The organism is Streptomyces sp. NPDC052023 (assembly GCF_044548465.1).
Lineage (GTDB): Bacteria > Actinomycetota > Actinomycetes > Streptomycetales > Streptomycetaceae > Streptomyces.
The window spans coordinates 110,425-126,676 of sequence record NZ_JBIUBW010000009.1; the positions used below are offsets into that span (position 1 = coordinate 110,425).

The window sequence follows — 16,252 nt, forward strand, 5'->3', positions numbered from 1 at the left end:
TACGTGGCCATCCGCGTCCTACTGGTCGACGACCAGCCGCTGCTGCGTACGGGCTTCCGCATGATCCTGGAGGCCGAGCAGGACATCGCGGTCGTCGGCGAGGCCGGGGACGGCCTCCAGGCACTCGACCAGGTACGGGCGCTGCAGCCCGACGTGGTGCTGATGGACATCCGCATGCCGCGGATGGACGGCGTGGAGGCGACCCGGCAGATCACCGGCCCCGGCCGGGACGGCCCGGCGAAGGTCCTGGTGCTGACCACCTTCGACCTCGACGAGTACGTGGTGGAGGCCCTGAAGGCCGGCGCCAGCGGCTTCCTGCTGAAGGACGCCCCGGCCAACGAGCTGGTGCAGGCGATCCGGGTGGTGGCGGGTGGTGAGGCGATGCTCGCCCCGAGCATCACGCGCCGGCTGCTCGACAAGTACGCCACGCATCTGCCGTCCGGGGAGGAGCCCGTCCCGGACACCCTGGGCACGCTCACCGAGCGCGAGGTCGAGGTGCTGAAGCTGGTCGCGCGCGGCCTGTCCAACGCCGAGATCGCCGCCGACCTGTTCGTCAGCGAGACGACGGTCAAGACGCACGTGGGCCACGTCCTCACCAAGCTGGGGCTGCGCGACCGGGTGCAGGCCGCGGTGTACGCGTACGAGAGCGGTCTGGTGCGGCCCGGCGCGCAGTGACCGGCCGGCACCCACGACGCCGAGGGCGCCCACTTCCCCGGGGAAGTGGGCGCCCTCGGCGTTCGGCGTGACCGGGCCTCAGCCCTTGCTGATCTCCCAGAAGCGGAAGACGGTCGAGGCGTCCAGGCAGTACTCCAGGCCGTAGACCTCCTCGCGGACGACCGCGTACTGCTTGGCCTGCCAGACCGGCAGCAGGGGGACGTCCTCGGCGACCATGTCCTGCAGCTCGCCGTACTCGTCGTCGGTGGCGGCGCGGTCGCTCTGGGCGGCCGTGCGCGGGATGAGCGAGCCGGAGATCGTGTCGTTGCTGTAGTTGTTCTCCAGGACGTTGCCCTCACCGAAGAACGGGGCGGTGAAGTTGTCGGCGTCCGGGTAGTCGGGCACCCAGCCCTTGACGTAGACGCCGTACTTGCCCGCCGCGATGTCCTGCTCGTACTGGTCGAAGGCGACGGACTTCACGTCGGCGGCGAACAGGCCGCTGCCGTTCAGCTGGGCCGCTATCGCCTGCAGTTCCTCGTCGGTCGCCGGGCCGTAGCGGGACGGGGTGGACCACAGGGTGATCTTCACCTTGTCGGTGATCCCGTCGGCACGCAGCGCCGCCTCGGCCTTGGCCTTGGACGGGCGGGCGCCGTAGGTGTCGAAGAAGGCGGTGTTGTGGCCCGCGATACCGGCCGGGATGATCGAGTACAGCGGGGTCGCGGTGCCCTGGTAGACGTCCTCGATGAGGGCGTCGCGGTCGATCAGGTGGGCGATCGCCTGGCGGACGCCGAGCTTGCCGGCGACCGGGTCGTCCATGTTGAAGACCAGGTGCTGGACCTCGGCGCTGCTGCCCTCGATGACCTTGACGCCGGAGTCGGAGTCGGCCTGTTCGACGTCGGCGATGTCGGCGGCGCTCAGGCCTCGGTAGGCGATGTCGACGTCCTTGGCCTGGAGCGCCTTCTTCAGCGCGCCGCGGTCGCCGTGGAAGAACTTCAGGGTGACGCCGGAGTTCTGCACCTCGGCGGTGCCCTGGTAGTTCTCGTTGACCGAGAAGACGGCCTCGTCCTCGGTGAACGAGTCGAGCTTGTACGGGCCGGAGCCGACCGCCTTGCCGTCCTTGCGCAGCGCGCCGGCGTCGTACTCGCGGTGGTTGACGATCGAGCCGGCACCCGAGGCGATCTTGCTCGGGAAGGTGGCGTCGGCGACCTTCAGGTTGAACACGACGGTCTTCGCGTTCGGCGTCTCGACCGCGTCGAGCATGGGGAACATGATCGCCGGGCCGGCCGCGTCGTTGACCTTCAGCATGCGGTCGAAGGAGAACTTGACGTCCTTCGACGTGAGCGGGTCACCGTTGCTGAACTTCAGGCCGTCCTTCAGGGTGCACTTGTAGACCTTCGTCGAGGTGTCCGTGAAGTTGCACGCCTGGGCCAGCTCCGGCTGGGGCTCGGTACCGCCCTTGGGGAAGCTGAGCAGGGACTGGAAGACGTTGTTGAACAACAGCCAGGATCCGGGGTCGTAGCCGGACGCCGGGTCCGTGGCGAGGACGTCGTCGGACATCCCCACGACCACGTTGGAGCCGTTCTCCGCGGAGTCGCCGGACTCGGAACCGCATCCGGTCAGCAGGCCGGAGGCCAGACCGGCCACGATCGGCAGGACCGGCCACTGGTTGCGCATGTTCACGTGCGTGCCTTACGTCGTTCTCGAAGTTCCCCGGGCCGCCGTCCAGCACCCGGGCGCGTGCCGGTGGTCGTCAGCCGCTCACACCACGGCCGAGCTCCCACAGCTGGAGGGTCGCGGAGGAGTTGAGCGCGTAGGCGACGCCGGTGACGTCGTCACGCGCCGCCACGTACTGATTGCCCTGCCACAGGGGCAGCACGGGTACGTCCTCGGCCACGATGTCCTGAATCCTGTTCAGGCTGTCGGCGGCGGCGAGACGGTCGACCTCGCGCCGGGAGTCCGGGATCAGGGTGTTGCGGATCTCGCTGTTCGCATATGGCGACTTGAGGAAGTTGTCCTTGTCCAGGAACGGCGCGACATAGCTGTCGGCGTCCGGGAAGTCGGGGAACCAGCCCATCCCGAAGACGTCGTACTCACCGTTGCGCTCTGCCGGGACGAAGGTGTCCCAGGGGGCGCCCTCGAGACCGACCTCGAACAGGCCGCTGCCGTTGAGCTGCCCGCGCAGCTCCTCGAACTCCTTCTTGGTGGCGGCGCCGTAGTGGTCGGTCGTGTAGTGCAGGGTCAGCTTCACCGGCGTGGTGACACCGGCGTCCTCGAGCATGGCCTTGGCCTTGGCGACGCTGGGGTCGCCGTACTTGTTGAAGAACGCGTTGGAGTGGCCGGTGATGGAGGCCGGGACCAGCGAGTACAGGGGCTCGGCCTGGGAGCCGTAGACCGCGGAGACGAGTTCGTCGCGGTTGACGAGCTGCGCCATGGCCTGGCGCACGGCCTTGCTCTTCACCGTCGGGGCGTCGGTGTTGAAGGCCAGGTAGCGGATCTCCAGGCCGGGCATCTCGACCAGGTCGACATCGCTGTCGGCGGTCGCCAGCTTGTTGATCTGCTCCGGCGTCATGGTGCGGGTCATGACGTCGATGTCGCCCTCGTCGAGGGCGGTGCCCATGGCGTCGGCGTCCTCGTAGGAGACCATGTCGATCTCCTCGTTGTTCACCTTCAACGCCCCCTGGTAGTGGGGGTTCTTGGTGAACACGGATCTGACCAGCTCGCCGTCCTTCTCCTCGCCCTTGAGTGTGTACGGGCCGGAGCCGTCGACCTGGAAGCCGTCGCGCAGCTTGTCCTTCTCGTAGTTGTCGGGGTTCACGATGCCCGCGACCGGGGTCGACAGCTTGTACGGGAAGGTGGCGTCGGCGGTCTTGAGGTGGAAGATGATCTCCTCGTCGCCCTTGGTCTCGACCGTGTCGACGGTGGACAGCAGGGCGAAGACACCGCTGTCCGCCTTGATGGCGAGGGCCCGGTCGATGGAGAACTTCACGTCGGCCGCGGTGACGTCGTCGCCGTTGGAGAACTTCAGGTCCGGGCGCAGCTTGCAGGCGTAGCGCTCGTTGCCGGAGTCGGTGAACCCACAGCTCTCGGCGGCCTCGGGGACAGGGGCGCCTTCGCCGCGCGGCTGGACCATGAGGGTCTGCACGGTCTGGCGGAGCACGTTCCAGGAGCCCACGTCGTAGGCGTACGCCGGGTCGAGGGGTGCGGGGGCGTCCTTGGTGGCGATGAACCGGTCCGTGGTGCCGACGACGATCACGCCGCCACCGTCACCTCCGCCGTCGGACCCTCCGCACGCCGCGAGCGCGGGAGCAAGCAGACCGACCACGGCCGGCAGCACCAAGGTCTTGCGGTTCATGCTCGGATTCTCCACAGCTGTCTGGTCCGTGTAGCCGGCGTGCAGGGGTGGCGCAGCCGTTCACAGGGGCGGGGTGAGGTTCTCGCGACGAGATTAGTGCGCGCGCGTGACGGGGCTCGCGGGCACCGGAGTTGAACATCCATCACGCTGCGAAACCGGGCGCGGACGCACCGAAAACCCGACAGGGGAAGGATTCGTGCAGCATCCCCTGAATCGGGACACAAAGGCGGGGCAGCCACCCTGTTATGGGGTGTGTCTGCACAGGTGCGCCACCCTGTCGACCCCTGCCGCAGTGGGGAACGTCACACCGCCAACGGGGTGTGGACGCGCCGGGATTCGGCCATCCGCCGCGCCGGCCGTTCGCCCGCGATTGAACTGCCGTTCAGTCGCCGCGCGGTGCGTGAACGCCCCGCGCGTTCGTGTCATCAGTTCAGCAGGCCGCGCAGAAACGCCAGGTCCACCTCTTCGAGGGAGCGCACCACGGTGCGCCGCGCGGCCGGCGAGATGGGGGCCACCGAGGGGACGGCAACCACGTGGCAGCCCGCCGCCTCGGCCGCGGCCACGCCGGTCGCGGTGTCCTCGACCACCGCGCATCTGGCCGGATCCGCACCGAGCCCGGCGGCGGCGAAGAGATAGGGGTCCGGGTGCGGCTTGGTGCGGGCGACCTCGTCACCGGCCACCGTCAGGGCGAAGTACTGGGCCCCCACGATGCCCAGGACGCGGTCGATGATGCGCCGGTGGGAGGCCGAGACCAGCGCCGTCGGGATCTCGTGCGCGGCGAGTTCGCCGAGCAGCCGGGCGGCTCCCGGCATCAGCGGCAGCGCCCGGTCGATCCGGTCCTCGAACCCCTGGTTCAGCAGCACCGTGAGCTCGGCAAGGGTGATGTCGGCGCCGGTGGCCTCGATCAGGAACCCCGCACTGCGGGTCATCGGGCCGCCGACCACGACATGGCGCCAGGAGTCGTCGAGGGTGTGACCGAGACCCGCGAAGACCTCGCACTCCACGTCCCACCAGAAGCCCTCGGTGTCCACCAGGGTGCCGTCCATGTCGAGGAGCACGGCCTGCAGCGCGGAGCCTTCGGCCGTGCGGGTGCCGATAGCGGGGACCGTCGTCGTCATCCGGCGTACCTCCTGGAGGGACGAGCAGGCCGGTTCCCGGGTAGGGAACCGGCCTACTGTGGACCGACCAGTGTACGTCCGATCCGATCAGCGCGCGGTGTGACACGTCACAGGGAGTCGCGCCCGGCGTCACCGTGCGTTGAAGTACTTCGCCTCCGGGTGGTGGATCACGATGGCGTCGGTGGACTGCTCGGGGTGCAGCTGGAACTCCTCCGACAGTTGCACACCGATCCGCTCCGGCTCCAGCAGGGCGGCGATCTTCGCCCGGTCCTCCAGGTCGGGGCAGGCGCCGTAGCCGAGCGAGAAGCGGGCACCGCGATACTTCAGCGCGAACATGTCCTCGATGTCGGCGGGGTCCTCGCCGGCGTAGCCGAGTTCGGCGCGCACGCGCGCGTGCCAGTACTCGGCGAGCGCCTCCGCGAGCTGCACCGACAGGCCGTGCAGCTCCAGGTAGTCGCGGTAGGAGTCGGACTCGAACAGCCGGGCGGTCTCCTCGCCGATCCGGGAGCCGACGGTCACGACCTGGAGGCCGACGACGTCCGTCTCGCCGGACTCCTCGGGGCGGAAGAAGTCCGCCAGGCACAGCCGGCGGCCGCGGCGCTGGCGCGGGAAGGTGAAGCGGGTGCGCTCGTTGCCCGCGTCGTCGAGGATGATCAGGTCGTCGTCCTTGGAGACGCACGGGAAGTAGCCGTAGACGACGGCCGCCTCCAGGAGGTTCTCCGTCTGGAGCCGGTCCAGCAGCCCGCGCAGCCGGGGCCGGCCCTCGCTCTCGACCAGTTCCTGGTAGGACGGGCCCTCGCCGGTGCGGGCCTGCTTCAGACCCCACTGGCCCTTGAACAGCGCGCCCTCGTCCAGCCAGGACGCGTACTCCTTGAGCTGGATGCCCTTGATGACGCGGGTGCCCCAGAACGGCGGCTCGGGGACCGGGTTGTCGGTGGCGACGTCGGAGCGGACGTGGCCCTCCTCCGGGCGCTCCTCGACCTCGACGGCGGCCGCCCGCACCCGGCGCTGCCGCAGCTCCGGCAGCTTCGCGCCGGGCACGCCGCGCTTGACGCCGATCAGCGCGTCCATCAGGCGCAGGCCCTCGAAGGCGTCGCGGGCGTAGCGGACCTCGCCCTCGTAGATCTCGTGCAGGTCCTGCTCGACGTACGCCCGGGTGAGCGCGGCTCCGCCGAGGATGACCGGGTAGCTGGCGGCCAGGCCCCGGGCGTTGAGCTCCTCCAGGTTCTCCTTCATGATCACCGTGGACTTCACCAGGAGGCCGGACATGCCGATGACGTCGGCCTTGTGCTCCTCGGCCGCCTCCAGGATCGCGGAGACGGGCTGCTTGATGCCCAGGTTGACGACGTTGTAGCCGTTGTTGGACAGGATGATGTCGACCAGGTTCTTGCCGATGTCGTGCACGTCGCCGCGCACGGTGGCCAGCACGATCGTGCCCTTGCCGTCGTCGTCGGTCTTCTCCATGTGCGGCTCCAGGTAGGCCACCGCGTTCTTCATCACCTCGGCGGACTGGAGCACGAACGGCAGCTGCATCTGGCCGGAGCCGAACAGCTCGCCGACGACCTTCATGCCCTCCAGGAGCGTGTCGTTGACGATGTCCAGGGCGGGCCGGTCCTCAAGGGCGGTGTCGAGGTCCTGCTCCAGGCCGTTGCGCTCGCCGTCGATGATGCGCCGGCGCAGCCGCTCCTCCAGGGGCAGGGCGGCCAGTTCCTCGGCCTTGCCGGCCTTGAGCGACTTCGCCGTGGCGCCCTCGAACAGCGCCATCAGCTTCTGCAGCGGGTCGTAGCCCTCGCTCCGGCGGTCGTGGATCAGGTCGAGGGCCGTGTTCACCTGTTCGTCGTCGAAGCGGGCGATCGGCAGGATCTTGGAGGCGTGCACGATCGCCGAGTCCAGGCCGGCCTTGACGCACTCGTCGAGGAAGACGGAGTTGAGCAGGATGCGAGCGGCCGGGTTGAGGCCGAAGGAGATGTTGGACAGGCCCAGCGTCGTCTGCACGGCGGGGTGCTGGCGCTTCAGCTCGCGAATCGCCTCGATGGTGGCGATGCCGTCCTTGCGGGACTCCTCCTGGCCGGTGCAGATCGTGAAGGTGAGGCAGTCGATGAGGATGTCCTCCTCGCGGATGCCCCAGTTGCCGGTCAGGTCGTCGATGAGCCGCTCGGCGATCTCGACCTTCTTCTCCGCGGTGCGGGCCTGGCCCTCCTCGTCGATGGTGAGGGCGATCAGCGCGGCGCCGTGCTCCTGGGCCAGCCGGGTGACCTTGGCGAAGCGGGACTCGGGGCCGTCGCCGTCCTCGTAGTTGACGGAGTTGATCACCGCGCGGCCACCGAGCTTCTCCAGGCCCGCCTGGATGACGTCGACCTCGGTCGAGTCGAGGACGATCGGCAGGGTGGAGGCGGTGGCGAAGCGGCCGGCCAGTTCCTCCATGTCGGCGACGCCGTCCCGGCCGACGTAGTCCACGCACAGGTCGAGCAGGTGCGCGCCCTCGCGGATCTGCTCGCGGGCCATTTCCACGCAGTCGTCCCAGCGGGCCTCCAGCATGGCCTCGCGGAACTTCTTCGAGCCGTTGGCGTTGGTGCGCTCGCCGATCGCCAGGTACGAGGTGTCCTGACGGAACGGCACCGACTGGTAGAGCGAGGCGGCGCCCGGCTCGGGGCGCGGGTCACGCTCGGTCGGGGTGAGGTCACGGACCCGCTCGACGACCTGGCGCAGGTGCTCCGGAGTCGTGCCGCAGCAACCGCCGACCAGGGAGAGGCCGTAGTCGCGGACGAAGTTCTCCTGGGCGTCGGCCAGCTCCGGCGCAGTCAGCGGGTAGTGGGCGCCGGACGAGGTCAGCACGGGCAGGCCGGCGTTCGGCATGCAGGACAGGCGGACGCGCGAGTGGCGGGCGAGGAAGCGCAGGTGCTCGCTCATCTCGGCCGGGCCGGTCGCGCAGTTCAGGCCGATCATGTCGATGCCGAGCGGCTCCAGGGCGGTCAGCGCGGCGCCGATCTCGGAGCCGAGCAGCATGGTGCCCGTGGTCTCGACGGTCACCGAGACGATCAGCGGTACGTCGTACCCGGCCGTCTCCATCGCCCGGCGGGCGGCGACGACCGAGGCCTTGGTCTGCAGGAGGTCCTGGGTGGTCTCCACGAGCAGCGCGTCGGCGCCGCCCGCGAGGAGGCCCTCGGCGTTCTGCTGGTAGGCGTCGCGGATCGCGGCGAAGGTGGTGTGCCCCAGGGTGGGCAGCTTGGTGCCGGGGCCCATGGAGCCGAGCACCCAGCGCTGCTGTCCGGTGCGCCGCGTGTAGTCGTCGGCCGTCTCGCGGGCGATGCGCGCGCCGGCCTCGGCCAGCTCGACGATCCGGTCGGCGATGTCGTACTCGCCGAGGGCGGACAGGTTCGCGCCGAAGGTGTTGGTCTCCACGCAGTCCACGCCCGCGTCGAAGTACTCGGCGTGGACCGAGCGGACGATGTCCGGACGGGTGACGTTCAGCACCTCGTTACAGCCTTCGAGGTTCTGGAAGTCCTCGAGGGTCGGGTCCTGCGCCTGGAGCATGGTGCCCATCGCTCCGTCGGCCACGACCACACGGGTGGCCAGTGCCTCACGGAGGGCGGACGCGCGGGTCCTGCTGTCGGTGGCGGGGGACTGCTGCGGCGACGAGGCCATTTAAGGGGCTCCCTGGAGTGCGACGGCTGTCGGCTTTGCGTCTTCCCGGATGCTCGTCAGGCACCTCCCGGGAAGGGCGCACGCGGCCAGCGTAGCCGGGACCGGGGCCTAGGGTCAGGGGCGTCCACGACGCGGACCCCCGCGTGGCGCCGAGGCCACTCCCGGGAGGCGTGGGACACAACAGCGGCTGACCGGCCATTGGCGGGAGGTCGGCATGGACCGGTAGTGTTCGGCATTGCCGAACAGTGGACATTGCCGTACGGCGGCAGCGACGCCGCTGCCCGACGGTCGAAGGGGACGGAGGCAGGACGGCGATGGCACGGAACATCCAGTCGCTCGAACGGGCGGCCGCGATGCTGCGCCTGCTCGCGGGCGGTGAGCGGCGGCTGGGCCTGTCGGACATCGCCTCGGCGCTGGGGCTGGCCAAGGGCACCGCCCACGGCATCCTGCGCACCCTCCAGCAGGAGGGCTTCGTCGAACAGGACGAGGCCTCCGGGCGCTACCAGCTGGGCGCCGAGCTGCTGCGCCTCGGCACCACCTACCTGGACGTGCACGAGCTGCGGGCGCGCGCCCTGGTGTGGGCCGACGACCTGGCCCGCTCCAGCGGCGAAAGCGTCTATCTGGGGGTTCTGCACCAGCAGGGCGTGCTGATCGTGCACCACGTCTTCCGGCCCGACGACAGCCGGCAGGTGCTGGAGATCGGCGCCATGCAGCCATTGCACTCCACGGCCCTGGGCAAGGTGCTGTCGGCCTACGACCCGGTCGCGCACAGCGAGGCCCTGGAGTCGGACCGCAAGGCCTTCACGGACCGCACGGTGTGCGACCTGAGCGCCTTCGAGCACGTCCTGGACCTCACCCGCGCGCGGGGGTACGCCGCGGACGTGGAGGAGACCTGGGAGGGCGTCGCCTCCGTGGCCGCGCCCATCCACGACCGGCGGCGCATGCCCGTGGGCGCCGTCGGCATCACGGGCGCCGTGGAGCGTCTGGGCCGGGACGGGGAACTGCGGCCCGAGCTGATCGCGGCGGTGCGGGACTGCGCCCGCGCGGTGTCGCGCGATCTCGGGGCCGGGCGATTCTGAGCCGCCTGCGGGCGGCCTGACCAGCACTTGGGTCATTCCACCGGAGGACACCGGGACGCCGTTGCGCCGTCCCGGATCTCGGCATGCCCAAAACGGGCATATAAGTCAGATGAGGGCCTACTCGACTCACGGGCTCATAACTCAACACAACCGATCGCCATCGCACTTTCGGCAAGAGACCTCTTGACGTGCGCGTAACGCCGAAGCAAGACTCCCGTCCATCGGTCGGCATTGTCGAACACCTACCGGCAATACGCGTTAGAGTGTGATGACGCCAAGGGCCGACGGACCCCGAAGGGACTCGGGGTTCAGCTCCCCTGGACGAAGGACAAAGGAGTCGCGGGTGTCCAGCTCCGACATCTTCATCGGCGAGACCATCGGTACCGCCATACTCATCCTCCTCGGCGGAGGCGTCGTCGCCGCCGTCGTGCTCAAGGCCTCCAAGGCCCGTAACGCCGGATGGCTCGCGATCACCTTCGGGTGGGGTTTCGCGGTCATGACGGCCGTCTACATCTCCGCGCCGCTGTCGGGCGCCCACCTCAACCCGGCGGTCACCCTCGGCCTCGCGATCGCCAACGACGACTGGTCGAACGTCTGGATCTACTGGGGCGGTCAGCTGCTCGGCGCCATGATCGGCGCGGCCCTGGTCTGGGTCGCGTACTACGGCCAGTTCCAGGCACACCTCACCGACCGGGAGATCATCGACGCCGTCGAGGCCCAGTCCAAGCAGGCCAAGGCGGTCGAGGCGCGGGAGAAGGGCGCGGGCCCGGTGCTCGGCATCTTCTCCACCGGTCCTGAGGTCCGCAACGCGGCGATGAACCTCGCCACCGAGATCATCGGTACGTTCGTGCTGGTCCTCGCAATCCTCACGCAGGGTCTCAACGACGAGGGCAACGGTCTTGGCACCCTCGGCGGTCTGCTCGTCGCCCTCGTCGTGGTCGGTATCGGCCTCTCCCTCGGCGGCCCGACCGGTTACGCCATCAACCCGGCCCGTGACCTCGGCCCCCGCATCGTGCACGCCCTGCTGCCCCTGCCCAACAAGGGCGGTTCCGACTGGGGCTACGCGTGGGTGCCGGTGGTGGGCCCGCTGATCGGCGCTGCGGCGGCCGCAGGCCTCTACAACGTCGCATTCGTCTAGAGCGGGCGCGCCCGCTCGCAGCCGCAGGCACCACGCCGTAACAGCCACAGACCACACGGACCTCCAGGAGCACACAGTGACCGACGCCCACACGGCCGGCCCCTTCATCGCAGCCATCGACCAGGGCACCACCTCCAGCCGCTGCATCGTCTTCGACCGGGACGGCAGGATCGTCTCCGTCGACCAGAAGGAGCACGAGCAGATCTTCCCCAAGCCCGGCTGGGTCGAGCACAACGCCACCGAGATCTGGACCAACGTCCAGGAGGTCGTCGCCGGAGCCGTCGAGAAGGCCGGCATCACCCGCGACGACATCAAGGCCATCGGCATCACCAACCAGCGCGAGACCACCGTGCTGTGGGACAAGAACACCGGTGAGCCCGTCCACAACGCCATCGTCTGGCAGGACACCCGCACCGACGCCCTCTGCCGGGAGCTCGGCCGCAACGTCGGCCAGGACCGCTTCCGCCGCGAGACGGGCCTCCCCCTCGCCTCCTACTTCGCCGGCCCCAAGGCCCGCTGGCTGCTCGACAACGTCGAGGGCCTCAAGGAACGCGCCGAGGCGGGCGACATCCTCTTCGGCACCATGGACACCTGGGTCATCTGGAACCTGACCGGCGGTGTCAACGGCGGCCACCACGTCACCGACGTCACCAACGCCTCGCGCACCCTCCTCATGAACCTGCACACGATGCAGTGGGACGAGAAGATCGCCGAGTCCATCGGTGTCCCGCTGGCGATGCTGCCCGAGATCCGCTCCTCCGCCGAGGTCTACGGCGAGATCACCGGCGGCAAGCTGGGCGACCTGCTCGGCGGCATCCCGGTCGCCTCCGCGCTGGGCGACCAGCAGGCGGCCCTGTTCGGCCAGACCTGCTTCTCCGAGGGCGAGACCAAGTCGACGTACGGCACCGGCACGTTCATGGTGATGAACACCGGTGACAAGATCATCAACTCCTACAGCGGGCTGCTGACCACCGTCGGCTACCAGATCGGCGACCAGAAGCCGGTCTACGCCCTCGAGGGCTCCATCGCCGTCACCGGTGCGCTGGTGCAGTGGATGCGCGACCAGATGGGCCTGATCTCCACGGCCGCCGAGATCGAGACGCTCGCGCTGACCGTCGAGGACAACGGCGGCGCCTACTTCGTCCCGGCCTTCTCCGGCCTGTTCGCCCCGTACTGGCGCTCCGACGCCCGCGGTGTGATCGCCGGTCTGACCCGGTACGTCACCAAGGCACATCTCGCGCGCGCCGTGCTGGAGGCCACCGCCTGGCAGACGCGGGAGATCGCCGACGCCATGACGAAGGACTCCGGCGTGGAGCTGACGGCCCTCAAGGTCGACGGCGGCATGACCTCCAACAACCTGCTGATGCAGACGCTCTCGGACTTCGTGGACGCCCCCGTGGTGCGCCCGATGGTCGCGGAGACGACCTGCCTCGGCGCCGCCTACGCCGCCGGTCTCGCCGTCGGCTTCTGGAACAGCACCGACGACCTGCGCGCCAACTGGCGCCGGGCCGCCGAGTGGACCCCCCGCATGGACGCGGCCGACCGCGACCGTGAGTACAAGAACTGGCTCAAGGCCGTCGAGCGGACCATGGGCTGGCTCGACGAAGACGAGAGCTGATTCGGACGAGGGCCGACGCACCGTCGGCCGACGAGGAGTAAGAACCCGACATGACCAGCCAGTCCACCCTGCAGTCCGTGCCTGCCCTGGGCACGCACCCGGCCTCCGGCGCGAACCCGAGCCGAGCCGAGACCCGGGAGCAGCTCGCCAAGGCGTCGTACGACCTTCTCGTGATCGGCGGCGGCATCCTGGGCATCTCCACCGCCTGGCACGCCGCGCAGTCCGGCCTCAGGGTGGCGCTGGTGGACGCCGGAGACTTCGCCGGCGCCACTTCCTCCGCCTCCTCCAAGCTGCTCCACGGCGGTCTGCGCTACCTGCAGACCGGCGCGGTGAAGCTGGTGGCGGAGAACCACTTCGAACGGCGTGCGGTCTCTCGCCAGGTGGCCCCCCACCTGGCGAACCCGCTCACCTTCTACCTGCCCGTGTACAAGGGCGGCCCGCACGGTGCCGCGAAGCTCGGCGCCGGTGTGTTCGCGTACTCGATGCTCTCCGCCTTCGGCGACGGCGTGGGTCACCTGCTCTCCCCCGCCAAGGCGCAGGCGGACGTGCCCGAGCTGCGCACCGAGAACCTCAAGGCCGTGGCCGTGTACGGCGACGACCAGATGAACGACGCCCGGATGGCCCTGATGACGGTCCGCGCGGCCGCCCAGTCGGGCGCCGTGGTCCTCAATCACGCCGAGGTCACCGGCCTGCGCTTCACCCGGGGGCGGGTGACCGGCGCCGAGTTGCGCGACCGTCTGTCCGGCGACGAGTTCGGCGTGAGCGCCCGTCTGGTACTGAACGCGACCGGCCCCTGGGTCGACCACCTGCGCAAGATGGAGGATCCCGATGCCGCGCCGTCGATCCGCCTGTCGAAGGGCGCGCATCTGGTCCTGAAGCGCACCTCCCCGTGGAAGGCGGCGCTCGCCACCCCGATCGACAAGTACCGCATCACGTTCGCCCTCCCCTGGGAGGACATGCTGCTGCTCGGCACCACCGACGAGGTCTACGAGGGTGACCCGGCCGACGTCGCGGTCAACGACCAGGACATATCCCAGATCCTCGACGAGGCAGCGTTCTCCATCCGGGACCAGCAGCTCGACCGGGACCTCATCACGTACGCCTTCGCGGGGCTGCGCGTGCTGCCGGGCGGGCCCGGCGACACCGCCAAGGCCAAGCGCGAGACGGTGGTCACCGAGGGGCGGGGCGGGATGCTGTCCGTCGCGGGCGGCAAGTGGACGACCTTCCGCCACATCGGCCGCACCATCATGAAGAAGCTGGAGTCGCTGCCGGGTCACCCGCTGGGCGAGGACTTCGAGCCGGTCTCCTCCCTGCCGAAGAAGCTGCCGCTGCCGGGTGTCGCGAACCCGCGCGCGGTCGCCCACCGGCTGCTGGTCGACGGCCCGGCCCCCGGCCCGCGGATGGCGGCGGACACCGCCAGGCACCTTGCCACGCACTACGGTTCGCTGGCCTTCGACATCGCCCGGCTCGCCAACGAGAACCCGGAGCTCGCCCGGCGCGTCCACCCGGACGCCCCGGAGATCTGGGCGCAGGTGGTCTGGGCCCGTGACCACGAGTGGGCCGAGACCGCGGACGACGTGCTGCGCCGCCGCACCACCCTGATGATCCGCGGCCTGGCCACGGAGGACGTCCGCGCCGACGTCCAGGACCTGCTCGACGGGAAGTAGCCGGTACGCCGGTCAGGGGCGGCTCCACGCCGACGGAGCCGCCCCTCGCCGTGCCCGGGAGCGGGGACCGCGCACCGGACCGTTCCTTCCTGGTGAGCCCCCATAATGTGCGAAGACCTCGGAGGTCTGGGCGACAGGGGAGGCCGGCCATGGCGGTGACGGACGAGGCGATCGAGAAGATCAAGGGCATGATCGTCTCCGGCGCGCTGCGGCCCGGCGACCGGCTGCCCAGGGAGAGCGAACTCGCCGCCGGCCTGGGCCTGTCCCGGAACTCGCTGCGGGAGGCCGTACGCGCGCTGTCGCTGCTCCGGATCCTGGACGTGCGTCAGGGCGACGGCACGTACGTCACCAGCCTGGACCCCCAACTGCTGCTGGAGGCACTGAGCTTCGTCGTCGACTTCCACCGTGACGACACGGTGCTGGAGTTCCTCGCCGTGCGCCGCATCCTGGAGCCGGCCGCCACGGCGATGGCGGCCGCGCGCATCGGCGAGCGGGAACTGAACGTGCTCACGGCCAAGTTGGAAGCGCTGGGCGCGCAGCCCTCCATCGAGGAACTCGTCGCCTGTGACCTGGAGTTCCACCGTGACATCGTGCGGGCGTCGGGCAACTCCGTGCTGTGCTCGCTGCTCGACGGCCTGTCCGGGGCGGCCACCCGGGCCCGGATCTGGCGACGACTGACCCAACGGGACGCGGTCAGCCGCACCCTGCACGAGCACCGGGCGATCCTCGCCGCCCTGCGCGACCGGGACGCGGACGCGGCCCGCTCCTGGGCCACGGTGCACATCGCGAGCGTGGAGCAGTGGCTGCGCAGTTCGCTGTGAGCAAGCGTGTACGAACGGGTGACAGCTCGGATGAATCGCGGGGTGTCCGGGCAGGGCGAACGGGGCAGTGATCCGTTCACTCCCCCGTGCAAGGGGGCTGCGGGCGCCCCCGCCGCACGCCGTAAGGTTGGGACGTCAGGCGAGGGCACGTCGGAAGGAGGCGCTGGGTGATCGAGCTCGAGGGGGTTCCCGAGCTGATCGACCCGGTCATGGTGGCCGCGTTCGAGGGCTGGAACGATGCCGGCGACGCCGCCTCCACCGCGGTCGCGCATCTGGAGCGGGAGTGGAAGGGCGAGGTGTTCGCGGCGCTGGACGCCGAGGACTACTACGACTTCCAGGTGAACCGGCCCACGGTGTGGATGGACTCCGGCGTCCGCAAGATCACCTGGCCGACGACCAGGTTGTCGGTGGTCCGGGTCGGCGGCGAGAAGCCGCGCGACCTGGTGCTGGTCCGCGGCATCGAACCGTCCATGCGCTGGCGCTCGTTCTGCAACGAACTGCTCGGCTTCGCGCACGAGCTGGGCGTGGAGCTGGTGGTGATCCTGGGCGCGCTGCTCGGCGACACCCCGCACACCCGTCCGGTCCCGATCAGCGGGACCACGTCCGACGCGGACCTGGCCCGCCGCATGGACCTGGAGGAGACCAAGTACGAGGGCCCGACGGGCATCGTCGGGGTCCTCCAGGAGGCATGCACGCACGCGGGCGTACCGGCGGTGTCGCTCTGGGCGGCCGTGCCGCACTACGTCTCGCAGCCGCCCAACCCGAAGGCCACGCTGGCCCTGCTCAACCGCCTGGAGGACCTGATCGACGTCCGCATCCCGCTGGGCGAGCTGCCCGAGGACGCGCGTGCCTGGCAGGTGGGCGTGGACCAGCTGGCCGCCGAGGACAGCGAGGTGGCGGAGTACGTGCAGACGCTGGAGGAGGCCCGGGACACCGCGGAGCTTCCGGAGGCGTCGGGCGAGGCGATCGCCCGGGAGTTCGAGCGGTATCTGCGGCGCCGGGACGGCGGCGGCACCCCACCCGGCGGCCACGCCACCGACGGCGGGGAGGGGCCGCCGTATCTGCGGGACAAGCGGCCGCCGAAGCCCGGCAACGACGACGAGGACTCGTCCGAGGAGTGAACACAGCGGTGGGCCCGCTTCCCGTGAGGGAAGCGGGCC

At 70.0% G+C, this 16,252-nt stretch carries 11 protein-coding genes; 7 read left to right on the forward strand and 4 right to left on the reverse strand.

Annotated features, from left to right (window positions below):
- Positions 1-3: 3 nt before the first annotated feature.
- On the forward strand, positions 4-675 hold the full coding sequence (locus ACIHCM_RS19945; RefSeq protein WP_399897470.1) for a response regulator: 672 nt from the start codon (positions 4-6) through the stop codon (positions 673-675).
- A 78-nt stretch (positions 676-753) separates the two neighbouring features.
- On the opposite strand, the gene ACIHCM_RS19950 is transcribed toward ACIHCM_RS19945, so the two are convergent.
- From ACIHCM_RS19950 to metH, 4 genes are all read right to left on the reverse strand, one after another.
- Positions 754-2,334: an ABC transporter substrate-binding protein gene (locus ACIHCM_RS19950; RefSeq protein ID WP_399897473.1), complete on the reverse strand. Its 1,581-nt coding sequence runs from the start codon at positions 2,332-2,334 to the stop codon at positions 754-756.
- 70 nt (positions 2,335-2,404) lie between these two features.
- Complete coding sequence (locus ACIHCM_RS19955; protein WP_399897476.1) at positions 2,405-4,006, reverse strand: ABC transporter substrate-binding protein; 1,602 nt, start codon at positions 4,004-4,006, stop codon at positions 2,405-2,407.
- A 425-nt stretch (positions 4,007-4,431) separates the two neighbouring features.
- Positions 4,432-5,124 (reverse strand): HAD family hydrolase, encoded by a 693-nt coding sequence (locus ACIHCM_RS19960; RefSeq protein WP_399897479.1) that lies wholly within the window; start codon positions 5,122-5,124, stop codon positions 4,432-4,434.
- Positions 5,125-5,253: 129 nt separating this feature from the next.
- Positions 5,254-8,769, reverse strand: coding sequence for a methionine synthase (metH, locus tag ACIHCM_RS19965; protein ID WP_399897482.1), 3,516 nt, complete (start codon positions 8,767-8,769; stop codon positions 5,254-5,256).
- 314 nt (positions 8,770-9,083) lie between these two features.
- Here metH and ACIHCM_RS19970 point away from each other — a divergent pair, with 314 nt between their 5' ends.
- The 6 genes from ACIHCM_RS19970 (at position 9,084) to ACIHCM_RS19995 (ending at position 16,213) form a co-directional block, all read left to right on the forward strand.
- Positions 9,084-9,848: an IclR family transcriptional regulator gene (locus tag ACIHCM_RS19970; protein WP_399897485.1), complete on the forward strand. Its 765-nt coding sequence runs from the start codon at positions 9,084-9,086 to the stop codon at positions 9,846-9,848.
- 343 nt (positions 9,849-10,191) lie between these two features.
- The gene (locus tag ACIHCM_RS19975; protein WP_399897488.1) at positions 10,192-10,986 is read left to right on the forward strand and encodes an MIP/aquaporin family protein; all 795 of its coding nucleotides are present in this window, start codon (positions 10,192-10,194) and stop codon (positions 10,984-10,986) included.
- A gap of 76 nt (positions 10,987-11,062) precedes the next feature.
- A complete protein-coding gene (glpK, locus tag ACIHCM_RS19980) occupies positions 11,063-12,604 on the forward strand; it encodes a glycerol kinase GlpK (RefSeq protein WP_399897491.1) in 1,542 nt (513 codons plus the stop codon).
- A gap of 50 nt (positions 12,605-12,654) precedes the next feature.
- Positions 12,655-14,271, forward strand: a complete 1,617-nt coding sequence (locus ACIHCM_RS19985) for an FAD-dependent oxidoreductase (RefSeq protein WP_399897494.1) — start codon at positions 12,655-12,657, stop codon at positions 14,269-14,271.
- Positions 14,272-14,420: 149 nt separating this feature from the next.
- A complete protein-coding gene (locus ACIHCM_RS19990; protein ID WP_399897497.1) occupies positions 14,421-15,092 on the forward strand; it encodes a FadR/GntR family transcriptional regulator in 672 nt (223 codons plus the stop codon).
- Positions 15,093-15,259: 167 nt separating this feature from the next.
- Positions 15,260-16,213 (forward strand): PAC2 family protein, encoded by a 954-nt coding sequence (locus ACIHCM_RS19995; protein WP_399897500.1) that lies wholly within the window; start codon positions 15,260-15,262, stop codon positions 16,211-16,213.
- Positions 16,214-16,252: the final 39 nt, after the last annotated feature.

Bases quoted from the DNA above. Each gene is read 5' to 3' on its own strand.
- metH (WP_399897482.1), bottom strand. From the start codon at position 8,769: ATGGCCTCGTCGCCGCAGCAGTCCCCCGCCACCGACAGCAGGACCCGC.
- ACIHCM_RS19970 (WP_399897485.1), top strand. From the start codon at position 9,084: ATGGCACGGAACATCCAGTCGCTCGAACGGGCGGCCGCGATGCTGCGC.
- ACIHCM_RS19955 (WP_399897476.1), bottom strand. From the start codon at position 4,006: ATGAACCGCAAGACCTTGGTGCTGCCGGCCGTGGTCGGTCTGCTTGCT.
- ACIHCM_RS19990 (WP_399897497.1), top strand. From the start codon at position 14,421: ATGGCGGTGACGGACGAGGCGATCGAGAAGATCAAGGGCATGATCGTC.
- ACIHCM_RS19960 (WP_399897479.1), bottom strand. From the start codon at position 5,124: ATGACGACGACGGTCCCCGCTATCGGCACCCGCACGGCCGAAGGCTCC.
- ACIHCM_RS19985 (WP_399897494.1), top strand. From the start codon at position 12,655: ATGACCAGCCAGTCCACCCTGCAGTCCGTGCCTGCCCTGGGCACGCAC.